The sequence below is a fragment of the Cellulomonas sp. H30R-01 genome, from assembly GCF_010119915.1.
GTDB lineage: Bacteria > Actinomycetota > Actinomycetes > Actinomycetales > Cellulomonadaceae > Cellulomonas > Cellulomonas algicola.
Map to the genome: position 1 here is coordinate 4,206,899 of NZ_CP048210.1, position 21,590 is coordinate 4,228,488.

At 73.8% G+C, this 21,590-nt stretch carries 19 protein-coding genes; 16 read left to right on the top strand and 3 right to left on the bottom strand.

Annotation, left to right across the window (positions count from 1 at the left end):
* Positions 1-18 precede the first annotated feature (18 nt).
* Positions 19-693, bottom strand: coding sequence for a TetR/AcrR family transcriptional regulator (locus tag GXP71_RS18785; RefSeq protein WP_162353921.1), 675 nt, complete (start codon positions 691-693; stop codon positions 19-21).
* Between the two features lie 90 nt (positions 694-783).
* On the opposite strand from GXP71_RS18785, the gene GXP71_RS18790 reads away from it, so the two are divergent.
* The 8 genes from GXP71_RS18790 to GXP71_RS18825 all read left to right on the top strand — a co-directional run bounded on the left by GXP71_RS18790 (position 784) and on the right by GXP71_RS18825 (position 10,798).
* The gene (locus GXP71_RS18790) at positions 784-3,309 is read left to right on the top strand and encodes a beta-glucosidase (protein WP_162353922.1); all 2,526 of its coding nucleotides are present in this window, start codon (positions 784-786) and stop codon (positions 3,307-3,309) included.
* Between the two features lie 84 nt (positions 3,310-3,393).
* Positions 3,394-5,046, top strand: a complete 1,653-nt coding sequence (locus tag GXP71_RS18795; RefSeq protein WP_238402499.1) for an ABC transporter substrate-binding protein — start codon at positions 3,394-3,396, stop codon at positions 5,044-5,046.
* Positions 5,047-5,138: 92 nt separating this feature from the next.
* On the top strand, positions 5,139-6,296 hold the full coding sequence (locus GXP71_RS18800; RefSeq protein ID WP_162353924.1) for an ABC transporter ATP-binding protein: 1,158 nt from the start codon (positions 5,139-5,141) through the stop codon (positions 6,294-6,296).
* Complete coding sequence (locus tag GXP71_RS18805; RefSeq protein WP_124343170.1) at positions 6,293-7,273, top strand: ABC transporter permease; 981 nt, start codon at positions 6,293-6,295, stop codon at positions 7,271-7,273. The genes GXP71_RS18800 and GXP71_RS18805 overlap by 4 nt, the downstream gene beginning before the upstream one ends.
* A gap of 1 nt (position 7,274) precedes the next feature.
* Positions 7,275-8,270 carry an ABC transporter permease gene (locus GXP71_RS18810; protein ID WP_162353925.1) on the top strand — a complete coding sequence of 332 codons (996 nt, stop codon included), beginning with the start codon at positions 7,275-7,277 and terminating at the stop codon, positions 8,268-8,270.
* Positions 8,267-9,355: an ABC transporter ATP-binding protein gene (locus GXP71_RS18815; RefSeq protein WP_162353926.1), complete on the top strand. Its 1,089-nt coding sequence runs from the start codon at positions 8,267-8,269 to the stop codon at positions 9,353-9,355. Before GXP71_RS18810 ends, GXP71_RS18815 begins: the two co-directional genes overlap by 4 nt.
* Before the next feature lie 313 nt (positions 9,356-9,668).
* A complete protein-coding gene (locus tag GXP71_RS18820) occupies positions 9,669-9,920 on the top strand; it encodes an Arc family DNA-binding protein (protein WP_162353927.1) in 252 nt (83 codons plus the stop codon).
* 110 nt (positions 9,921-10,030) lie between these two features.
* Positions 10,031-10,798: a hypothetical protein gene (locus GXP71_RS18825; protein ID WP_162353928.1), complete on the top strand. Its 768-nt coding sequence runs from the start codon at positions 10,031-10,033 to the stop codon at positions 10,796-10,798.
* Between the two features lie 61 nt (positions 10,799-10,859).
* On the opposite strand, the gene GXP71_RS18830 is transcribed toward GXP71_RS18825, so the two are convergent.
* Positions 10,860-12,071, bottom strand: coding sequence for an RNA polymerase sigma factor (locus tag GXP71_RS18830; RefSeq protein WP_162353929.1), 1,212 nt, complete (start codon positions 12,069-12,071; stop codon positions 10,860-10,862).
* A 107-nt stretch (positions 12,072-12,178) separates the two neighbouring features.
* Positions 12,179-12,544, bottom strand: coding sequence for a YciI family protein (locus tag GXP71_RS18835; RefSeq protein WP_162353930.1), 366 nt, complete (start codon positions 12,542-12,544; stop codon positions 12,179-12,181).
* Between the two features lie 152 nt (positions 12,545-12,696).
* On the opposite strand from GXP71_RS18835, the gene GXP71_RS18840 reads away from it, so the two are divergent.
* From GXP71_RS18840 to GXP71_RS18875, 8 genes are all read left to right on the top strand, one after another.
* The gene (locus GXP71_RS18840) at positions 12,697-13,362 is read left to right on the top strand and encodes a dihydrofolate reductase family protein (protein ID WP_162353931.1); all 666 of its coding nucleotides are present in this window, start codon (positions 12,697-12,699) and stop codon (positions 13,360-13,362) included.
* A 63-nt stretch (positions 13,363-13,425) separates the two neighbouring features.
* Positions 13,426-14,208 carry a hypothetical protein gene (locus tag GXP71_RS18845; RefSeq protein WP_162353932.1) on the top strand — a complete coding sequence of 261 codons (783 nt, stop codon included), beginning with the start codon at positions 13,426-13,428 and terminating at the stop codon, positions 14,206-14,208.
* Positions 14,209-14,363: 155 nt separating this feature from the next.
* The gene (locus GXP71_RS18850) at positions 14,364-14,744 is read left to right on the top strand and encodes a hypothetical protein (protein WP_162353933.1); all 381 of its coding nucleotides are present in this window, start codon (positions 14,364-14,366) and stop codon (positions 14,742-14,744) included.
* Positions 14,745-14,831: 87 nt separating this feature from the next.
* Positions 14,832-15,782, top strand: a complete 951-nt coding sequence (locus GXP71_RS18855; protein ID WP_238402500.1) for a phosphatase PAP2 family protein — start codon at positions 14,832-14,834, stop codon at positions 15,780-15,782.
* 79 nt (positions 15,783-15,861) lie between these two features.
* Positions 15,862-18,612 (top strand): type I DNA topoisomerase, encoded by a 2,751-nt coding sequence (topA, locus tag GXP71_RS18860; protein ID WP_162353935.1) that lies wholly within the window; start codon positions 15,862-15,864, stop codon positions 18,610-18,612.
* Positions 18,613-18,677: 65 nt separating this feature from the next.
* Positions 18,678-19,682, top strand: a complete 1,005-nt coding sequence (locus GXP71_RS18865; protein WP_162353936.1) for a Gfo/Idh/MocA family protein — start codon at positions 18,678-18,680, stop codon at positions 19,680-19,682.
* 35 nt (positions 19,683-19,717) lie between these two features.
* On the top strand, positions 19,718-20,416 hold the full coding sequence (gene tmk / locus GXP71_RS18870) for a dTMP kinase (RefSeq protein ID WP_162353937.1): 699 nt from the start codon (positions 19,718-19,720) through the stop codon (positions 20,414-20,416).
* A complete protein-coding gene (locus tag GXP71_RS18875; RefSeq protein ID WP_162353938.1) occupies positions 20,413-21,549 on the top strand; it encodes a DNA polymerase III subunit delta' in 1,137 nt (378 codons plus the stop codon). The genes tmk and GXP71_RS18875 overlap by 4 nt, the downstream gene beginning before the upstream one ends.
* Positions 21,550-21,590 lie beyond the last annotated feature (41 nt).

Here is a 21,590-nt window from a genome sequence, read left to right on the forward strand (position 1 = left end):
TCCCGGCGGCGCCGCAGGTCAGCGCAGCGGGTGCGGCCTTCCGGTGCCGGCGAGCGCAGCGGTGAGGATCGCCTCGATCGCGAACGCGGTGGACTCGGACAGGTCGACGGCGTCGTCGAGCAGCCACTGCACCTGGAGGCCGTCCATGACGCCGATGATCGCGCTCGCGGCGCGCTCGGCGGTCTCGCGGTCGACGCCGGGACCGCCGACCTCGCCGATCGCGTCGGCGATCTCGCCGCGCAGGATGCTGAAGCGGTTGGTCACCCAGCCGCGGGCGGGGTGGTTCTCGGTGACGGACTCGCCGGTGAGGACGGTGTAGCCCTGGACGATGCCGCGGCGCTCGGCGTTCATGCGGGCGGTCCGCACGAGGTGCCGGAACAGCTCGATGCCGCCGGGGATGTGCTGGCCCTCGAGGTCGCGGACGTCCTCCTTGTCGCGGTACTCGAGGACCTCGACGAGCAGCTGCTCCTTGGACCCGAAGTGGTGCAGGACGCCCGCGTGCGTGATCCCGACCTGCTCGGCGACCTCGGCGAGGGACCCCGTCTTGTAGCCCTTGGAGCCGAAGGTGTGCGCGGCGGCGCGCAGGATCTCCGCGCGGCGCTCGGCGGTGGCCTGCCGGGGTCGGCGGGTGCGCTTGGCGGGCGCGGGGGTGCCCGTCCCGGGGGTGACGGCGTCGTCCATGGCCGAAACCATACTGTGACCTACCGACTTACTAACAAGTCAGTAAGTTGTGCTTGACTGCGCTTCGACGGCAACGACGACGTCCGGACGGAGAGACATCCCGTGTCGACCGACACCACCGCGGCCACCCGGCCCGACGCCCACCTCGACGGGCTGCTCCGGCAGCTCACGACCGAGGAGAAGGTGCGTCTGGTCGTCGGGGCGGGCCTGTGGTCCACGACCGCGATCCCGCGGATCGGCCTGCGCGCCATGCATGTCTCCGACGGCCCCGCGGGCGTCCGCGGCGTGAGCGACGACCCCACCGAGACGGCGGCGTCGTTCCCCGCCCCCAGCGCGCTCGCCGCGACGTGGGACGTCGACCTCGCCGACGAGGTCGGCACGCTGTTCGCCGCCGAGGCCCGCCGGCACGGCGTCGACCTCGTCCTCGCGCCGCAGGTCAACCTCCAGCGCACACCCGTCGGCGGCCGGCACTTCGAGTGCTACTCCGAGGACCCCGCGCTCACCGGCGAGATCGCCGTGCACGTCGTGCGCAGCGCGCAGGACCGCGGCGTCGGCATGTGCGTCAAGCACTTCGTCGCCAACGACTCCGAGACCGAGCGCACCACGTACCTGTCCCGCGTCGACGAGCGGACGCTCCGCGAGGTCTACCTCGCACCCTTCGAGCGGCTGGTCCGCGAGGCGCGCGCGTGGTCCGTCATGGGCGCGTACTCGGGCGTCGACGACGGCACCACGGCCGCGCCCGTCCTCGAGCACCGGCCGCTCCTCACCGGCGTGCTCAAGGACGAGTGGGGCTTCGACGGGGTCGTCGTGTCCGACTGGGTCGCGACGAACACCGTCGAGAAGGCCGCGTACGGCGGGCTCGACCTGCAGATGCCCGGCCCCGACGGGCCGTGGGGCGACGGCCTGCTCGACGCGGTCCGGGCCCGCCGGGTCAGCGAGTCCGTGCTCGACGACAAGGTGCTGCGGATCCTGCGCCTCGCGCAGCGGGTGGGGGCGCTCGACGGTGTCGAGGCGTCCGGAGAGCACCGGGACGAGGTGGCCGACGTCGACGTGCGCGGCACGCTGCGCCGGCTCGTCGGCCGGTCGATGGTCGTGCTGCGCGACGAGGAGCGCGCGCTCCCGCTCGCCGCCGACGACGTCCGCCGCATCGCCCTGCTCGGCCCCAACGCGGTGAGCCCGTTCGTCCAGGGCGGCGGCTCCGCGTACGTCCGGCCCGAGCGCTCGTCGACGCCGGCCGAGGCGCTGACCGGCGCCTTCGCCGGTGCGCAGGTCGACGTCCATGCCGGTGCGGTCTCCCGCCTGCTGCCCCCGCAGCTCGACCTCGCCGGCCGCTGCACGACGCCCGACGGCGACGCGGGCGTGCTCGTCGAGCTGCTCGACGCCGACGGCACGGTCCTCGACGCGCACACCACCACGACCTGGGGCGGCTGGCTGCGGGACGTCCGCGACGACGCCGTCACCGTCCGCCTGCGCACCACGGTCCGGCTCGACGAGCCGGGCCGGCACGAGGTCGGCGTCGGCACCGTCGGACGGCACCTGATCGCGATCGGCGGCCAGGTCGTCTCGACCGGCGACCAGGTCGTCGGCGCCGAGGTCATCCTCGACTCGTCCGTCAACCAGCCCGTCCCCGCGACGCTCGTGCTCGACGTGACCGAGCCGACGAGCGTCGGCGTGGACGCGCACGTCCAGGCCGTGCACCCCGTCGGGTACGCGTCGTTCGCGCGCGCCGAGCTCGTGCACCGCGTGCCCGGCACGTCGCCCGACGAGCTGCTCGCCGACGCCGTCGCGGCCGCCGAGCAGGCCGACCTCGCGGTCGTCGTCGTGGGCACCAACGAGGAGATCGAGTCCGAGGGCTACGACCGCACGAGCCTCGCGCTGCCCGGCACGCAGGACCAGCTCGTCAAGGCGGTGCTCGCGGCCAACCCTCGGACGGTCGTCGTCGTCAACGCCGGTGCGCCCGTGCTGCTGCCGTGGCTCGACGAGGTGCCGTGCGTCGTCTGGGCGTGGCTCGGCGGGCAGGAGTGGCCCGAGGCGCTCGCGGACGTGCTGACCGGAGTGACCGAGCCGTCGGGCCGGCTGCCGTGGACGCTCCCCGCGCACGAGGACGACGTGCCCGTGCCCGACGCGGTGCCCGTCGACGGCGTCGTCGAGTACCACGAGGGCGTCCACGTCGGGTACCGGTCGTGGCTGCGGCTGGGCCGCACGCCCGCCGCGCCGTTCGGGCACGGGCTCGGGTGGACGACGTGGGAGCACGAGTCGGCCGAGGTCGCGGCCGCGGGCGCCGCCGCGACGGGCGACGGGATCGACCTCGACGTGACCGTCGTCAACACCGGACCCCGCGCCGGGCGCGAGGTCGTCCAGGTCTACGTCGAGCCCCCCGCCGGCTCCGGCACCCCCGCCGCCGCGGACCGCCCGGTCCGCTGGCTCGGCGGCTTCACCGTCGTGCACGCCGCCCCCGGCGAGCGCACGACCGCCCGGGTGCACGTGCCCGCCGACACGCTGCGCACCTGGGACACCGCAGGCCACGGCTGGGTCACCCCCGCCGGGACGTACACGCTCCGCGTCGGTCGCTCCTCGGGCGACCTGCGCCTCACGGTCGACGTCGAGATCCCGTCGACCGCCCCCTGATCCCACAGCGCAGCACCGCAGGACCCCACAACCAGCAGTCAGTGCAAGGAGGCACTCGTGAGAACGCGCAAGCTCGCAACGATAGTGGCCGGTGTCGCGACCGTCGCGCTGCTCGCCACCGCCTGCTCGGGTGGCGGCGGCACGTCCGACGACAGCACCGGCGGTGACGGTGCCGTCCTGACGGTCGGCATGCCGAACGGCCCGCAGAACGAGAACCAGAGCCCGCTGATCCCGACGGGCTCGGCGGCGAAGTCGCTCGGCTACGCGTGGGTGATCTACGAGTCGCTCATGCAGGTCAACGACGTGAACCCGCTCGAGGACCCGGAGCCGTGGCTCGCGGAGTCGGTCGAGTGGACCGACGACTACACGGCCGCGACGATCACCCCGCGCGACGGCGTGAAGTGGTCCGACGGCGAGGACTTCACGGCGGACGACGTCGCGTTCACGCTGCAGCTGCTCATCGACTACCCGGCGATCAACAACAACTTCCCCGACCAGATCGACAAGGTCGAGAACGCCGACGGCAAGGTGACGATCACGTTCACCGAGTCGCAGTACGTCAACCAGGTCAAGCTGCTCCAGCAGGTCATCGTCCCGGAGCACATCTGGAAGGACGAGGACCCGACGACGTTCACGGACACCGAGCCGGTCGGCACGGGCCCGTACCTGCTCGACACCTGGACTCCGCAGGCCGCGACGCTGGTCCCGAACCCCGACTACTGGGGCGGCGAGCCGAAGGTCGCGAAGCTGCAGTACTCGTCGTACAACGACAACAACGCGCTGACGACGGCCCTCACGACGGGTGAGGCGCAGTGGGGCTGGACGTTCATCGCGGACTACGAGGACGTCTTCATCGCGAAGGACCCCGACCACCACCACCAGGTCGCGGGCGGTGGCTTCGGCTCCGACATCCTCTACCTCAACAACGAGACGAAGCCGTTCGACGACGTCGCGTTCCGCAAGGCGCTCAACCTCGTCGTCGACCGCGCGCAGATCTCCGAGCTCGCCGGCTCGGGCGTGTGGCCCGTCATCGACTCGGTGACCGGCATGCCGATGCCGTCGGGCGAGCAGTACCTCGCGCCCGAGTTCAAGGGCGACGAGCTGAAGGTCGACGTCGACGAGGCGAAGCAGATCCTCACGGACGCCGGCTACACGTGGAACGGGTCCGACAAGCTCGTCGACCCGGACGGCGAGGTCGTGACGTTCGAGCTCGTGAACCCCGCGGGCTGGAACGACTACCTGACCGCGCTCGACCTCATCAAGACGGGTGCCGCGCAGCTCGGCGTCGACGCCACGGTCAACGCCGCGAACCAGGACGCCTGGTTCAACGACATCATCCCGTTCGGCAACTTCCAGGCGACGCTGCACTGGACCGACGGCGGCGCGACCCCGTGGAACATGTACGCCAACCTCATGGACGGCAACTCGTACGTGCCGCTCGGCGAGACGGCGACGTGGAACTTCGGCCGGTACAAGAACGACGCCGTCACGCAGGCCCTGGCCGACTTCAAGGGCGCGTCCGACGACGCCGCGCGGCAGACCGCGATCGAGACGATCCAGAAGGCGTACGTCGAGGACGTGCCCGGCCTGGTCATCTGGTCGCGCCCGGCCGTCGCGCAGTACTCGACGAAGAACTACACCGGCTTCCCGACGGCCGACGACCTGTACGCGAACCCGCAGCCGACGGGTCCGCAGGCGGCGCGGATCGTCATGAAGCTCGAGCCGACGCAGGACTGACCGACCCGGTCCCCGGGTGCGCGCGGCCGACTCCCCGTCGCGCACCCGGGGCCACCCCTCGTCGACCCTCCACCAGCCGACAGGTGAGCTCCATGACCCTCCCCGCCACGCCGGACACCCGCCCGGCGGATCCCGGCGCCCCCGACACCCCCGTCCTGCAGGCCGTCGACCTGCGCAAGCACTTCGTCACCGGCTCCTTCCGGCGTCGTGCGCTCGTGCACGCGGTCGACGACGTGAACCTCGCGCTGCACCGCGGCCGCGTCGTCGCGCTCGTCGGCGAGTCCGGCTCGGGCAAGTCGACGATCGCGCGCCTGCTGTCGCAGCTCACGCCCGCCACGAGCGGGCAGATCCTGCTGCACGGCGCGGACGCGACGGCGCGCAGCCGTCGCGCGTTCCGCCGCTACGTGCGGCGCGTCCAGATGATCTTCCAGGACCCGTTCGGGTCGCTGAACCCCGTGCACACCGTGCGTTACACGCTGACCCGCAGCGTCCGGATCCACCAGGGCAGGCTGCGCGGCGCGGACCTCGAGGACGCCCTGACGACGCTGCTCGAGCGCGTGCAGCTCACGCCCGTCGAGCGGTACGTCGACAAGTTCCCGCACGAGCTGTCCGGCGGGCAGCGGCAGCGCGTCGCGATCGCGCGTGCGCTGGCCGCGGACCCCGAGGTCCTGCTGGCCGACGAGCCGATCTCGATGCTCGACGTGTCGATCCGCCTCGGCATCCTCAACCTGCTGCGCGACCTGCGCGACCGCCTGCAGATCGCGATCCTCTACATCACGCACGACATCGCGTCGGCCCGGTACTTCGCCGACCGGACGATGGTCATGTACGCCGGGCGCATCGTCGAGACCGGCGACTCCGAGTCGGTGACGCAGGACCCGAAGCACCCGTACACGCAGCTCCTCGTGCGGTCCGCGCCCGACCCGGACGACCTCGACGCGCGCGCCCGGGGTGCCCGCGGGGAGGCGCCGTCGCTCGTGCGCCCGCCGACCGGGTGCCGGTTCAACCCGCGCTGCCCGTTCGCCGTCGACCTGTGCCGCACCGAGGTGCCGCCGCTGCTCGCCGTCGGCGAGGGCCGCGAGGCCGCGTGCTGGGGCTACTCCGACCGGCCCGACCGGCCGCGGCTGGGCGACGTGCTCGACGCGTACGGCGAGCGGCCCGCGATCGACGTCGACCTGCTGCACGCGTCCGACGACGAGGCGCCGACCGAGACCGTCGCCGTCGAGACCCTGAAGGAGGGCGACCGGTGAGGTTCTTCGTCCGCCGCGGCATCTTCTACGTCGTCACCGCCTGGGCCGCGGTGACCATCAACTTCATCATCCCGAGGCTCATGCCCGGCGACCCCGTCAAGGCGATCATGGCGAAGAGCCAGGGCCGTCTGGACTCGTCCGCCGAGGCCGCGATCCGCACGCTCTTCGGCCTCGACGAGCAGAGGTCGGTCTGGCAGCAGTACCTCGACTACTGGAACCTGCTGCTGCACGGGAACCTCGGCGTCTCGTTCACGTACTACCCGACGCCCGTCGCGGAGATGATCCAGCAGACGCTGCCGTGGACGGTCGGCCTGGTCGGCGTCGCGACGATCATCGCGTTCGTCGTCGGGACCCTGCTCGGCACGGGCATCGGGTGGCGGCGCGGCACGTGGGCCGACTCGCTGCTGCCGATCTCGACGTTCTTCTCCGCGGTCCCGTACTTCTGGCTCGGGCTCGTCGTCATCGCGATCTTCTCGGTGAACCTCGGCTGGTTCCCGTCGTCGGGCGCCTACGACCGGTCGATGGTGCCCGCGTTCACCCCCGAGTTCATCGGGTCCGTCCTCTACTACGGGACGCTGCCCGCGCTCACGATCGTCGTCTCGTCGATCGCCGGCTGGATCCTCGGGATGCGCAACATGATGGTGACCGTCTCGTCGGAGGACTACGTGACGGTCGCGCAGGCGAAGGGCCTGTCGGAGCGGGCCGTGATCTTCGGCTACGCCGCCCGCAACGCGGTGCTCCCGCAGATCTCGTCGTTCGCCCTGTCCCTCGGCTTCATCGTCGGCGGGACGCTCATCATGGAGATGGTCTTCTCCTACCCGGGCATCGGCTTCCTGCTCTACAACGCGACGACCAACCACGACTACACGCTCATGCAGGGCTGCTTCCTCGTGATCACCCTGTCCGTGCTGGTCGCGAACATCGTCGCGGACTTCGTCTACGCCGCGCTCGACCCGCGCACCCGGCAGGAGGGCTGACATGGCCGTCGAGACATCCGTCCTCACCGACACCGAGGACGTCGCGACCGACGCGACCGCACCCGTCGCCGGCAAGCGCAAGCTGCTGTTCCTGCGCAACGGCAAGGCCCTCACCGGCCTCGCGATCCTCGGGTTCTTCGCGGTGCTCGCCGTCATCGGCGAGTGGATCGCGCCCTACGACCCGAGCGCCGTGAGCCCCGACATCCTGCAGCCACCGTCGGGCGCGCACTGGTTCGGCACGACGCATCTGGGCCAGGACATCCTGTCGCAGGTGCTCGTCGGGACCCGGGGCGTGCTCGTGGTCGGGCTCGTCGCGGGCGTGCTGGCGACCGTGATCGGCGTCCTCATCGGCGTCACCGCGGGGTTCGTCGGGGGAGCGGGCGACGAGACGCTGTCCGCGCTGTCGAACATCTTCCTGGTGATCCCGCAGCTGCCGCTCATCATCCTCATCGCGGGCCAGCTCCCGTCGGCGGGCGGGCTCACGGTCGCCGCCGTCATCGCGGTCACCGGCTGGGCGTGGGGCGCGCGCGTCCTGCGCGCCCAGACGCTGTCCCTGCGCAAGCGCGACTTCGTCGAGGCCGCACGCGCCAACGGCGAGCGGACCTGGCGCATCGTGCTCGCGGAGATCCTGCCGAACCTCACCGCGATCATCGCCGCCGGGTTCGTCGGCACCGTGACGTTCGCGGTCCTGTCCCAGATCACGCTCGCGTTCATCGGCGTCACGTCGGTGTCCGAGTGGAACTGGGGGACCATCCTGTTCTGGGCGCAGGGCAACCTCGCGCTCCAGCGCGGCGCGTGGTGGTGGTTCGTCCCCGCGGGCCTGTGCATCGCCCTGCTCGGCATGGCCCTCACGCTCATCAACTTCGGCATCGACGAGTTCGTCAACCCGCGTCTGCGCTCGACGGGCCTGCACGCCCGCACGCTGCGCAAGCGCGGCATCCGCCCGCGCATCGGCTTCACGCCGGTCGTGCACGAGGCCAAGGAGGACCGGTCGTGAGCGCCGTCCCCGTCGCACCTGGTCGGCGCACCGCGGACCCGGTGCTCGAGATCCGCAACCTGTCCGTCGACTACGGCTACGACGAGAACCCGGTGCACGTGCTGCGCCAGGCGTCGCTCACCCTGAACCGCGGCGAGGTCCTCGGCCTGGCCGGGGAGTCCGGCTGCGGCAAGTCGACGCTCGCGTACGCCGCGACGCGGCTGCTCCCGCCGCCCGGGCTCATCACCGGCGGGCAGGTGCTGTTCCACGGCCGCGACGGCTCGACCGCCGACATCCTGTCGATGTCCGACGCCGAGCTCCGCGCGTCGCGCTGGCAGGACCTCGCGATCGTCTTCCAGGGCGCGATGAACTCGCTCAACCCCGTGTTCCGGGTCGGGCGGCAGATCGCCGACGCGATCCGCGCGCACCGGCCGTCGGTGTCGCAGAAGGAGGCCCTGGAGCGCGCCGCCGACCTGCTCGACATGGTCGGCATCTCGCCCGACCGGCTGCGCGCCTACCCGCACCAGCTGTCCGGCGGCATGCGGCAGCGCGTGATGATCGCCATGGCGCTGGCCCTGGACCCGCAGGTCCTCATCATGGACGAGCCCACCACGGCGTTGGACGTCGTCATGCAGCGGCAGATCGTCGAGCAGATCGCCGAGCTCCGCGACCGCCTCGGGTTCTCCGTCATCTTCATCACGCACGACGTCTCGCTCCTGATCGAGATCGCCGACCGCATCGCGATCATGTACGCCGGCGAGATCGTCGAGGACGCCACCGCGCAGGACGTCTACCGCCGCCCCCGCCACCCCTACTCGAACGGGCTGCTGCACTCCTTCCCGCCCCTGCGCGGTCCTCGTCGCGAGCTCGGCGGCATCCCCGGCTCCCCGCCGGACCTCGCCCGGCTGCCCTCCGGCTGCCCGTTCCGCGCGCGCTGCCCGTTCGTCTTCGACGCGTGCGCGCACGTCCAGCCCGAGCTCGTCGCCCCCGACGTCCCCGGCGACGACCCCCGTCGGACGGTCGCGTGCCTCCGCCACGACCCGGGCCGCGTCGAGGCCGCGGGCTTCACCCCCGTCCCCGTCCCCCGGGAGCTCGCCCTGCGCTGAGCCCCGCCCGCTCGAACCCGCCCGCCCGACGCCGTCGGGCCTGACCCGCGACCGCCCGCCCTCGCGCCGGTCGCCCCCGATCCACCGCTCCGTCCCGGGAGCACTGTGGGCGGTCGCGTCCCTCCGGTCGCGACACCCCGGGACGGAGCGGTGCTCCGCGTCGCGCCGCGGTTCGCCCCGGGACCGTCGCCCGTCGCGGTGGACTCGACACCGACATGGCTGCCGTTGATCGGCTCCGAACGAGATCCACGTCGGTATCGCCGACGCGCCCTCGGCCGAGATCATCGGTGACGTCGACGAGAGGGGCTCCGTGGTGGCGCAGATCGTGGTGAGGAACCTGCCCTATGAGGTCATGGACGGCCTGCGTCGACGCGCGGTGCAGCACGACCGCTCCCTCGAGGCGGAAGTCCGGGCCATCCTCTCGGACGCCGTGACGAGCGTGGATCCGGTGGTGTCGTGGCTCGACGACAGCGCTGCCCTGGGCGAGGCCGTCGGCGGCGTCGACCTCCCTGAGGCCGCGCGGTCGGCCGGGTCGGTCCACCCTGACGGGTGGACCGACCCGTAATCCCGGGCCCGGTCGGGCGGAGCCGCCGTAGCCTTCCCCCCGGGTCCCGGCCGGTTCGGCGCAGCCCACGGGCGGGCACGGGAGGCGACGAGGTCGCGGGAGGAGGGGCGATGCCGAGCGCGATCCTCCCCGAAGGGGGCACGTACCGGGTCGTGATGGTCGACCAGCCGCGGATCTGGTGGGAGGTCGTGCCCGAGTCGTCCGTCGTGGCGCAGGTGGCGGACCGCGCCGTCGCGGAGCGCGTCGCCCGCCTCATGGAGAGCGTCGAGGACGCCGTCGTGGGGCTCGTGGTCAACGGGCCGGCCCGCCTCGAGCTGCTGGGCGACGTCGCCCGCGGGAGCGCGCCGCTCGCCGTGCTCGACGTCGCCCGCGAGCTCGACCTGCTGCACGTGCCGCGGGACGTCGACGAGGACGACGCCTACCCCTTCCTCGTCGACGACCTGCCCCTCGGCCCCGACGACCAGGAGGAGCTGCGCACCGCCGCCCGCCGGATGGTCGCGCGCATCTGCGACCAGGCGCGCCAGCCGGGTGCGCGGCTCGCGCTGCTCCGCGTGGCCGGTGACGTCCTGCACCGCCGCGCTGCCGACGACCCGGTCGACACCGAGGACCCCGTCGTCTTCCGGCCCGACCTGCTCGAGTGGCGGCTGGAGTGCCGGCGGTGCCTGTGCGACTTCGTCGTCGTGCCGGTGGAGCAGCCCGGAGCGGGACCGGAGCCGTTCGCGCCGCCCGTGGCGTTCACCGTCGAGTGGCACGACGCGGGCGTCGCGGTCTCCGAGTACCTGGACGAGGTCGACGACTGCGCGTGCCACGGCGAGGACGTGATGCTGCCGTGGGACGCGCCCGCGGCGGACGTGTCCCAGGGAGGCGCTCAGGCCTGACGCCGCCCGGCTCCGGTGCACCCGGGGTTCGCGCGGCGGCGCCCGAGGCCGACGGCGCCGGTCACCTGGACGGGTCGAGTCGGGCCGCGCGGGAGTCGAGGTAGCGGCGTTCCCGGAGGCTCGTCGTGAGTCGGGCGGCGCGGTGGTAGGCGTCGAGCGCCCCGGCCAGGTCGCCGGCCTGCTCCAGGAGGTGCGCGCGGACCGCCCAGAGGCGGTGGTGGCCGGCGGTGCGCGGGTCGTCGTCGAGCGGGCGGAGCAGGTCGAGGCCCGCACGCGGCCCGGACACCATCGCGACCGCGACGGCCCGGTTGAGCGTGACCATCGGGCCGGGTGCGACGTGGTCGAGCAGGCGGTAGAGAGCGGCGACCTGCGGCCAGTCGGTCTCGGCGGCGGTCGGGGCCTCGGCGTGCACGGCGGCGATCGCGGCCTGCAGCAGGTACGGGCCGGCGGGGTGCACGGCGAGCGCGGCCGACACGAGCGCGACGCCCTCGTCGATCTGCCGCCGGTCCCAGCGGGCGCGGTCCTGCTCCGCGAGCGGCACGAGCATCCCGTCCGGCCCCGTCCGGGCGGCGCGGTGCGCGTCGGTGAGCAGCATGAGCGCGAGCAGACCGGTCGTCTCGCCGTCGTCGGGCAGCAGCGCGTGCAGCAGGCGCGCCAGGCGGATCGCCTCGGTGGTGAGGTCGACGCGCACGAGGTCCGACCCGCCCGACGCGGTGTACCCCTCGGTGAAGACGAGGTAGAGCACCTCGCGGACGGCAGCCACGCGCGCGGGCCGCTCGGCCGCCGAGGGGAGCGTGAACGGCTCCCCGCGCACGGTCCGCTTGGCGCGGCTGATCCGCTGCGCCATGGTCGCCTCGGGGACGAGGTGCGTGGCGGCGACCTCGGCCGTCGTGAGCCCGCCGACGGCGCGCAGCGTCAACGCGACCTGCGACGCGGACGTGAGCGCCGGATGGCAGCACAGGAACAGCAGCGTGAGCGTGTCGTCGTGCGACGGCGGCTCCTCGTCGGCGCCGGGAGCCGCGCGCCGCACGGCCGGGTCCCGGGCGGCCGTCGCCTCCCGGACCCGGCGTGCGGAGTCGGACCGCCACGCGTCGGTGAGCCGCCGTCGGGCGACCGTCGTGAGCCACGCCCGCGGGTCGGCGGGCACCCCCTCGACGGGCCACTGCGTGGCGGCGGCGAGCAGGGCCTCCTGCACGGCGTCCTCGCACGCGTCGAACTGCCCGTGCCGCCGGACGAGAGCGGCGAGCACCTGCGGACCCGCCGCGCGCAGCACGTCCTCGACCGAGGCCGACGAGGCCGACGAGGCCGTCGAGCGCGGCGCGCCGGACGAGCTCGACGACGCAGATCCGGCCGCCCCGGACGCCGGTGCAGGAGGCACCGTCACATCTCCTCGCCCGACCCGACCATGACGGCCCGCAGCTCGATGGCCCCGCCGAACCGGGTGTCGGGCCAGCGTGCGGCGATCTCCTCGGCACGCTCGTGCGTCTCGACGTCGATCGCGACGTAGCCCGCGAACTGCTCCTTGCTCTCGACGAACGGCCCGTCGGTGAGCGTCGTCCGGCCGTCGACGAACCGCGTGGTGCGCGCGGCGGACGGGTCGGCGAGCGCCTCGCCGCCGACGAGCTCCCCGCGCTCGGTGAGCTCGTCCATGATCTCGCCGACCTCGGCGAAGAGCGCCGTCCGCTCCTGCTCGGTGAGCTCGTCCGTGAAGCCGGGCCGGTTCCAGATGAGCAGCATGTACTTCATGGGTCTGTCCTTCCGTCGGTCGACCGCCCGGGCGGGTGGTCCGTGCTCTGGTCGGAGCCGACCGGCGGTTCTCGACACGGTCGCCGTGTCGAGATCGGGGCGCCGGCTCCGACCACCCGACGACAGCATCCCGACACGACCAGGAGGACGCCATGACCCGGACCGGCAGGCTGCGCGTGCACACGATGTCGATGAGCCTCGACGGCTTCGTCGCAGGCCCCGACCAGTCCCTCGACGAGCCGCTCGGCGTGGGCGCGATGCACCTGCTGCACGGCTGGATGTTCGGCACGCAGCGGTTCCGCGACCTCGACGAGGCCGAGGGTCGCGAGCCCGCCGACGCGCTCGACGAGGAGGCGGTCGACGCGGGCTTCGAGGGGATCGGCGCGTGGATCCTGGGCCGCAACATGTTCGGTCCGGTCCGCGGCGACTGGGGCGACGGGTCGTGGCAGGGCTGGTGGGGCGAGGACCCGCCGTACCACTGCGACGTGTTCGTCCTCACGCACCACCCGCGCCCGCCGCTGGAGATGGCAGGCGGCACGACGTTCCACTTCGTGACGGACGGGATCCACGCGGCCCTCGACCGGGCGCGCGAGGCCGCGGGCGGTCTGGACGTGCGGCTCGGCGGGGGAGCGGCGACCGTGCGGCAGTACCTCGCCGCGCACCTCGTCGACGACCTGCGGTACGCCGTGGTGCCGGTGCTGCTGGGCCGCGGCGAGCGGCTGTTCGAGAGCCTCGACGACCTGCCGGCGGCCTACCGCGTCGCGTCCGTGCGGCAGTCGTCGTCCGTCGTGCACGTGCACGTCGAGCGGGCCGTCTGACGTCGTCCCGGGGCGCACGGCCGTCCGCTCAAGTCGGCCGACGCGCCGGCCGATGCCGCTGACGTGCCCACCACCGCCCTGACCGTCGCTCGCGCGGCCGGCACGCTCGCCGACGACCCGACGGGCGCCGTCGTGGACCTCGCGGTCGTCCTCGTGGTGATCGTCGGCGTCGGCGTGCTCGGGTACGTCGCGCGGGTCGTGTGGTGGCGCGAGCGCACCCTGCGACGACTCGTCCACCAGTTCCCCGAGCAGGCGGACGCGCTGCGCCGGGCGTTCCGGTCCGCACCGCTGCGGGGCCCGTCGACGCCGGTCCCGGTCGACCCGTACGCGCGGACGCACGACGTCGAGGTGGCCCCGCTGGGCGACGGCCGCCCGGGCTGGTCGCTGCGGGCGCCGGGCCCCGACGTCGGCGGCGGCGAGCCGGGTCCGGACGGCTCCCGCCAGGACGCGCGCGTCGCGCTCGCGGACGGCGTGCACCTGCTCGTCGTCTGCCTGGGACGCGTCGGCGCGCGCTGGCGTGAGCACGAGGTGCTGCCGGCGACCGCCCGCGCCGAGCGGTTCGTGACGCAGCCGCCCGACGGCTGGCGCGCGTTCGGACCCGTCGACCGCGTCGACTCGCCGCTCGGCACGGGATGGCGCGTCACGGCGAGCGCGGGCGGCCCGTCGGTGCTCACGGACACGCACGTCGACCGGGACGGCTGGGCGTTCGTCGTCGGTGTGCTCTCGTCGTCGTGGCACGCACGCGCGGTCGAGGCGCTCGACGGGATCCTCGGCACGTGGGTGTGGCACGACGACGCACCGCGCCTGCGGCCGACGGCACCGACGGCACCGACCGGCGCCGACTGACCCGCACCGCCGCGCGGGCAGGCCGTCGGGACGCGGACCGCACGCTGAGGGACGCCGGGAGGCTCTCAGCGAGCCGGGGGCCCGCACCCAGGGACGTCACAGCCGGCGGCGGTCGGATGGTCGTCGACGCAGTCCCCGCGGCACCGGAGGGCACGATGACCAGCACCGACGAGCAGACGACCGACCCGACGACCCGCCGCACGACCAGCCGCTCGGCCGGGCCGACGACGTGGGAGACGACCTGGCTGACCGCGAACGTCCGACCCGCGGGGTCGTTCGGGCGCGAGGACGTGGGGCGCCTGCGGGCGCTGCTGGACGCGCTGTCGGCGTCCGCGTCGCTCGTCGTGCTGGACCTCCAGGCGGCGTCGTTGCGCAGCGGCCGGGCGGCGGAGGTGATCGACGTCGCGGCGGCGGAGCTCGAGCGGCGGGGCGGGTGCCTGCTGTGCGTCAACGCGGACGACGAGGCGCGGCGGCGCCTGGGCGGGTGCCGGCACGCCGTGGTGGTGGCCGCGGGGGAGCCGCTCCCGGTGGGCTGACGCGCGTCGTGTGCAGGTCGTGTGACGAGCGTCGCCGGGACGTCCGGCGGAGGAACGAGGCGCTGCGGCGTGACCTACCGTGTGGTGGTGAGCAGCGCCCCCGTGACCCGACCCACGCCGGTGGTCCCGTCGCGCCCGCGCCAGGGCCGTGCCGGTGTCGTCGTGCTGTGCCTCGCCGTCGCGGTGGCGAGCGTCGTCGGGGTCTGGGCGCTGTGGAAGGTCTTCGTGACGACCACGTCGGGCCAGGTCGTCGAGCTCGCGGCCCTGCGGGGCGCCGAGTACGGCCAGACGCAGCTGTGGCGGCTGGCGGAACGGGTGCTCGACGTCGTGTCGGTCGGCTTCATCGCGGCGGTCATCCTCGGGGCCATGGCGATCGCGGTGATCCGCCGCCGCTGGGAGCTGGCCGTGCAGGTCGCGGTCCTGATGATCGGCGCGAACGTCACGACCCGCCTGCTCAAGTTCGCCGTCTTCTACCGTCCGGACCTCGGGGTCGCGGAGAGCTACGGCAACACGCTGCCGAGCGGGCACACGACCGCGGCCGCGTCGGTGTCGGTCGCGCTGCTGCTCGTCGTCCCGCCGCGCGTGCGGCCGTGGGCGGCGGTCGCGGGCGCCGGGTACACGACGGTCACGGGCGTCTCGACGCTCATCGGGCAGTGGCACCGCCCGTCGGACGTCGTCGCCGGGGTGCTCGTGGTGCTCGCGTGGGGTGCCGTCGCGTGCGCGATGGTGGCGCTGACCCCGGCCCGGGCCGTGACGTCGACGGGCGCGCTGCGCCAGGTCGGCGGCGGGGCTGCCGCGGGGCGCGGGTCGCTGCGCGTGGTCGTCAGCAGCCTGCTCGTGGGTGGTGCGGTCGCGGGCGTCGTGGCCGTCTGGTCGTTGTCGCACACGTGGCGCGACGTCGACGCGGTACCCTCGCGCGCCGACGAGGTCCTGGCCTACGCCGGCGGTGCGACGGGGGCGCTCGCCGCCGCGTGCGTGGCGTTCGCGCTGCTGCTCGTGCTGCGAGAGGCTGCGGCCTCCCGTGTGCCGGAGAGTTGACGGCACGACGTAGAGTCCCCAGCGGTGAGGTGCACGCGGGCCGGAGTGGCTCGCGGACTCGGTAGGAAGGCCTGACGGAATGGGTGCAGGGCGCAAGCTCGTGATCGTGGAGTCGCCGGCGAAGGCGCGCACGATCGCCGGGTACCTCGGCGAGGGGTACGACGTCGAGGCGAGCGTCGGGCACATCCGCGACCTCCCGCAGCCGTCGGAGCTGCCCGCCGACATGAAGAAGGGCCCGTTCGGCAAGTTCGCGGTCGACGTCGACAACGGCTTCGTCCCGTACTACGTGGTCGACCCGGACAAGCGGAAGAAGGTCAGCGAGCTCAAGAAGCTGCTGAAGGACTCCGACGAGCTGTACCTCGCGACCGACGAGGACCGCGAGGGCGAGGCCATCGCGTGGCACCTGCTGCAGGAGCTCAAGCCCAAGGTCCCCGTGAAGCGGATGGTCTTCCACGAGATCACGCGCGAGGCGATCCAGCGCGCCCTGCAGAGCACCCGTGACCTCGACGACCGGCTCGTCGACGCGCAGGAGACCCGCCGCATCCTCGACCGCCTCTACGGCTACGAGGTCAGCCCGGTGCTGTGGCGCAAGGTCCGTCAGGGCCTGTCCGCGGGCCGTGTGCAGTCCGTCGCGACGCGGCTCGTGGTCGAGCGCGAGCGCGAGCGCATGGCGTTCGTCGCCGCCGACTACTGGGACGTGACGGGCACGTTCGCCGTCGAGGACGCGACGCAGCCCGCGTTCTCCGCGCGACTCACGGGTGTCGGTGGCCGTCGTGTCGCGTCCGGCCGTGACTTCGACGACCGCGGGCGCCTGCGCGGCGGGGACGTCGTGCACCTCGACGAGGCCGCGGCCCACGCGCTCGTCGCCGGTCTGGACGAGGCCGCCTGGTCCGTCGCGAGCCTCGAGACGAAGCCGTACACGCGGCGCCCGGCGGCTCCGTTCACGACGTCGACGCTCCAGCAGGAGGCGTCCCGCAAGCTCCGCATGTCGTCCCGGCAGACGATGCGCACCGCGCAGACGCTGTACGAGAACGGCTACATCACCTACATGCGGACCGACTCGCCCGCGCTGTCGTCGCAGGCGATCGACGCGGCCCGCCGCCAGGCCTCCGAGCTGTACGGGCCCGAGTACATCCCGGACGCGGCGCGCGTGTACACGTCGAAGGCGAAGGGTGCGCAGGAGGCGCACGAGGCGATCCGCCCCGCGGGCGACCACTTCCGCACGCCGGCCCAGGTCGCACGCGAGATCACCGGCGACCAGTTCCGCCTGTACGAGCTCATCTGGAAGCGGACCGTCGCCTCCCAGATGGCCGACGCGCGCGGGCAGACGGCGTCGGTCCGGATCGCGGCGACCGCGACCCCGACCGCGGGCACGTCGGTCGGCGACGCGCCGGTCGAGACCGTGTTCTCGGCGTCGGGCACCGTCATCACGTTCCGCGGCTTCCTCGCCGCGTACGAGGAGGGTCGCGACGTCTCGCGGTACGAGGACGACGCCGCCGAGGGAGCGTCGGGCGAGAAGGGCGAGTCCCGCCTGCCGACGATGGCCGAGGGCGACACGCTGACCGCGCGCGACCTCGCCGCCGACGGGCACCGCACGTCCCCGCCGCCGCGCTACACCGAGGCGTCGCTGGTCAAGGCCCTGGAGGAGCGGGGGATCGGACGCCCGTCGACGTACGCCGCGACGATCTCCGTGATCCTCGACCGCGGCTACGTGACGTCCCGCGGGCAGGCGCTCGTGCCGTCGTGGCTCGCGTTCGCCGTGACACGCCTGCTCGAGGAGAACTTCGACCGGCTCGTCGACTACGACTTCACCGCGTCGATGGAGGAGGACCTCGACCTCATCGCGTCCGGGGAGAAGGAGCGCAGCGACTGGCTCGCGCAGTTCTACTTCGGCGACCCGGCGCTGCCCGGCGAGGGCGAAGGGCTGCGCGACCTGGTCGCGAACCTCGGCGAGATCGACGCGCGCGAGGTCAACTCGATCGAGATCGGCGACGGCCTCACGCTGCGCGTCGGGCGGTACGGCCCGTACCTCGAGGACGCGAACGTGCTGGGCGAGGACGGCAACCCGCGCCGCGCGTCGGTGCCCGACGACCTGGCACCCGACGAGCTCACGGTCGAGAAGGCGCGCGAGCTCATGGAGACGCAGCCCGAGGGCGACCTGGTGCTCGGCGAGGACCCGTCGACGGGGACGACGATCGTCGCGAAGAACGGCCGGTACGGCCCTTACGTGACCGAGCTGCTGCCCGAGCCCGAGCTGGACCCGTCGCTGTCGGCGGCCGCGCGCAAGAAGGCCCTGGCGGCCGCGCCGAAGCCGCGCACCGCGTCGCTGTTCAAGTCGATGTCGCTCCAGACGGTCACGCTCGACGACGCGCTGAAGCTCCTGTCGCTGCCGCGCGTCGTGGGCGTCGACCCCGAGTCGGGCACCGAGATCACCGCGCAGAACGGCCGGTACGGCCCGTACCTCAAGAAGGGCACGGACTCGCGGACGCTCGCGTCGGAGGAGGCGCTGTTCACGACCACGCTCGAGGAGGCGCTCGCGATCTACGCGCAGCCCAAGCGGGGGCGTGGCGCGACCGCGGCGCCGCCGCTGCGCGAGCTCGGCGACGACCCCACGTCGGGCAAGCCGATCGTGGTGAAGGAAGGCCGGTTCGGCGCGTACGTCACGGACGGTGAGACGAACCGCACGCTCCCGCGCGACGTCACGCCCGAGTCGATCACGCGCGAGCAGGCCGTCGAGCTGCTCGCGGAGAAGCGCGCGCAGGGCCCGGCGAAGAAGAAGACGCCGGCCCGCCGCACGACGACCCGCACCAAGGCCGCGACCAAGAAGTAGCCGTGCGCGCGGTGGACGGGCCCCCGACCAGGACCCGTCCACCTCGTCGCGCTAGGTTGTCGGCCATGGCTCGCACCGAGGACCCCCGTACCGCACCGCCGATCCGCTGGGGCATCCTCGGCGCCGGTGGCATCGCCGCCGCCTTCGCCGACGCCGTCCGGGAGCACACGCGCGCGCAGCTCGTCGCCGTCGGGTCGCGCAACCGCGACCGCGCCGAGCGGTTCGCGACGGCGCACGGCATCCCGACGACGCACGTCGGCTACCGGCAGCTCGTCGAGGACCCGCAGGTCGACGCGATCTACGTCGCGACGCCGCACTCCGAGCACCGCGAGCACGCGCTCCTCGCGATCCGCGCCGGCAAGCACGTGCTCGTCGAGAAGTCGTTCACGCGCAACGTGGCCGAGGCGCAGGAGATCTTCGCGGCCGCGCGCGAGGCCGGCGTCTTCGTCATGGAGGCGATGTGGACGCGGTTCCTGCCGCACGTCGCCGCGCTGCACCAGGTCATCGACGCCGGTGAGATCGGCGACATCGTCAACCTGTCCGCCGACCACGGGCAGGCGTTCACGTTCGACCCCGCCAGCCGCCTGTTCGCGCCCGAGCTCGCGGGCGGTGCGCTGCTGGACCTCGGCGTCTACCCGGTGTCGTTCGCGCACGACTTCCTCGGCGTCCCCGACGCGGTGCACGCCGTGGGCGCGCTGACCGAGACGGGCGTCGACGGGCAGGTCTCGATCGTCCTGTCGTACGGCGAGCGCGCGCAGGCGACGCTCTCGACCACGCTGTGGTCGCGCACGCCCACGGTCGCGCTGATCAGCGGCACCGAGGGCAGCATCCAGGTCGCGGGCAGCTTCTACCGGCCGACGTCGTTCCGGGTGCAGCGCGACGACGGGCGCGTGTGGACCTTCGACCAGCCCGGCAGCAAGGGTCTGCAGTTCGAGGCGGCCGAGGTCGCGCGGCGTGTCGCGGCGGGCGAGGTCGAGAGCCCGCGCCTGACGTGGGACGACACGCTCGCCGTCATGACGACGATGGACGAGGTCCGCCGGCAGGTCGGGGTCACGTACCCCGGCGAGTGACGAGGCCGTGGGTGGCCGCGGCTACCCTGACGGTCGTGACTTCTGCTGCGGGGCTGTTCGTGTCGTTCGAGGGCGGCGACGGCGCCGGCAAGTCGACCCAGGCCCGGCTGCTCGCCGAGCGGCTGCGGGCGCTGGGCCGTGAGGTCGTGCTGACCCGCGAGCCCGGCGGCACGGCGCTCGGCCAGACGCTCCGCGACGCGGTCCTGCACGGCGAGCACGTCGACGCGCGCACCGAGGCGCTGCTGTACGCGACGGACCGCGCGCACCACGTGGCGTCGCTCGTGCGACCCGCCCTGGAGCGTGGCGCGGTCGTCGTCACGGACCGCTACCTCGACTCGTCGGTCGCCTACCAGGGCACGGGCCGTGACCTCGGCGCCGACGAGGTCGAGAACCTGTCGCTGTGGGCGACGCGCGGCCTGCTGCCTGCGCTGACCGTGCTGCTCGACCTCGACCCCGACGTGGGCCGCGCCCGCCTGACGAGCGCCCCCGACCGGCTCGAGAGCGAGGGCGACGACTTCCACCGCCGCACCCGGCTCGCGTTCCTCGACCGCGCGACGGCCGACCCCGACCGCTGGCTCGTGCTCGACGCGACCCGCCCGGCCGACGAGCTCGCCGCGGTGATCGGCGACCGCGTCGAGGCGCTGCTCGCGGCGGCGGGCGGGTCGTCCGCGGGCGACGTCGCCGCGCACGGCACGGCGCTCCCGGCCGCCGACGAGAGCGCGGTGTCGTCGTGAGCGTCTGGGACGACGTCGTCGGGCAGGAGCCCGCCGTCGAGGTGCTGCGCACGGCGGTCCACGACCCGTCGGCCATGACGCACGCGTGGCTGCTGACGGGCCCGCCCGGGTCCGGACGCTCGAACGCGGCGCGCGCGTTCGCGGCCGCGCTGCAGTGCGTCGACGGCGGCTGCGGCCGCTGCCACGACTGCACGACGACGCTCGGCGGCACGCACCCCGACGTCACGTACGTCGCGACCGAGGGCGTCGTCATCCGGGCCGACACGGTCCGCCCGCTGGTGGAGCTCGCGCAGCGCTCGCCGTCGCGGGGCCGCTGGCGCGTCATCGTCGTCGAGGACGCCGACCGTCTGAACGACACGAGCGGCAACGCGCTGCTCAAGGCCATCGAGGAGCCCGCGGCCCGCACCGTCTGGGTGCTGTGCGCGCCGAGCCCCCAGGACGTGCTCGTGACGATCCGCTCGCGCAGCCGGTCGGTCGCGCTGCGCGTGCCGCCGGTCGACGCGGTCGCCGCGCTGCTCGTGTCCCGCGACGGCATCGACCCGGAGGTCGCGGGCGTCGCCGCGCGCGCCGCGCAGAGCCACGTCGGGATCGCCCGACGGCTCGCCCGTGACCCGGAGGCGCGCGCCCGGCGCTCGGCGGTGCTCGCCGTCGCGGCGCGGATCCGCGGGGTGGGCGACGCGGTGCTCGCGGCCGGTGACCTCGTCGAGACCGCGCAGGCCGACGCCAAGGCCGCGACCGAGCACCGGGACGCCGCCGAGAAGGCCGAGCTGCTGCGGTCGCTGGGTGCGGAGGGCGCGACGACGCTCCCGCCCGCGCTGCGCTCGCAGGTCCGGCAGCTCGAGGAGGAGCAGAAGCGGCGGGCGACGCGCGCGCAGCGCGACGTGCTGGACCGCGCGATGGTCGACCTGCTGTCGCTGTACCGCGACGTGCTGGTCGTGCAGCTCGGCGCGGGCGTCGAGCTCGTCAACGTCGAGCACGCGGAGGGCGTCCGCACGCTCGCCGCGCAGAGCACGCCCGAGCAGACGCTGCGGCGCATGGACGCCGTCGGGCAGGCACGCACGCGCCTCGCGGGCAACGTCGCGCCGCTGCTCGCGGTCGAGGCGATGGCGATCGCCCTGCGACCGCAGGGCTGAGCGGACGTCCGCCCCGGGGCGGGCCGAGGGGAGGGGGCGTC

Bases quoted from the DNA above. Each gene is read 5' to 3' on its own strand.
- GXP71_RS18785 (WP_162353921.1), bottom strand. From the start codon at position 693: ATGGTTTCGGCCATGGACGACGCCGTCACCCCCGGGACGGGCACCCCC.
- GXP71_RS18850 (WP_162353933.1), top strand. From the start codon at position 14,364: ATGACCAGCACCGACGAGCAGACGACCGACCCGACGACCCGCCGCACG.
- topA (WP_162353935.1), top strand. From the start codon at position 15,862: ATGGGTGCAGGGCGCAAGCTCGTGATCGTGGAGTCGCCGGCGAAGGCG.
- GXP71_RS18810 (WP_162353925.1), top strand. From the start codon at position 7,275: ATGGCCGTCGAGACATCCGTCCTCACCGACACCGAGGACGTCGCGACC.
- GXP71_RS18835 (WP_162353930.1), bottom strand. From the start codon at position 12,544: ATGAAGTACATGCTGCTCATCTGGAACCGGCCCGGCTTCACGGACGAG.
- GXP71_RS18840 (WP_162353931.1), top strand. From the start codon at position 12,697: ATGACCCGGACCGGCAGGCTGCGCGTGCACACGATGTCGATGAGCCTC.
- GXP71_RS18800 (WP_162353924.1), top strand. From the start codon at position 5,139: ATGACCCTCCCCGCCACGCCGGACACCCGCCCGGCGGATCCCGGCGCC.
- GXP71_RS18825 (WP_162353928.1), top strand. From the start codon at position 10,031: ATGCCGAGCGCGATCCTCCCCGAAGGGGGCACGTACCGGGTCGTGATG.
- GXP71_RS18865 (WP_162353936.1), top strand. From the start codon at position 18,678: ATGGCTCGCACCGAGGACCCCCGTACCGCACCGCCGATCCGCTGGGGC.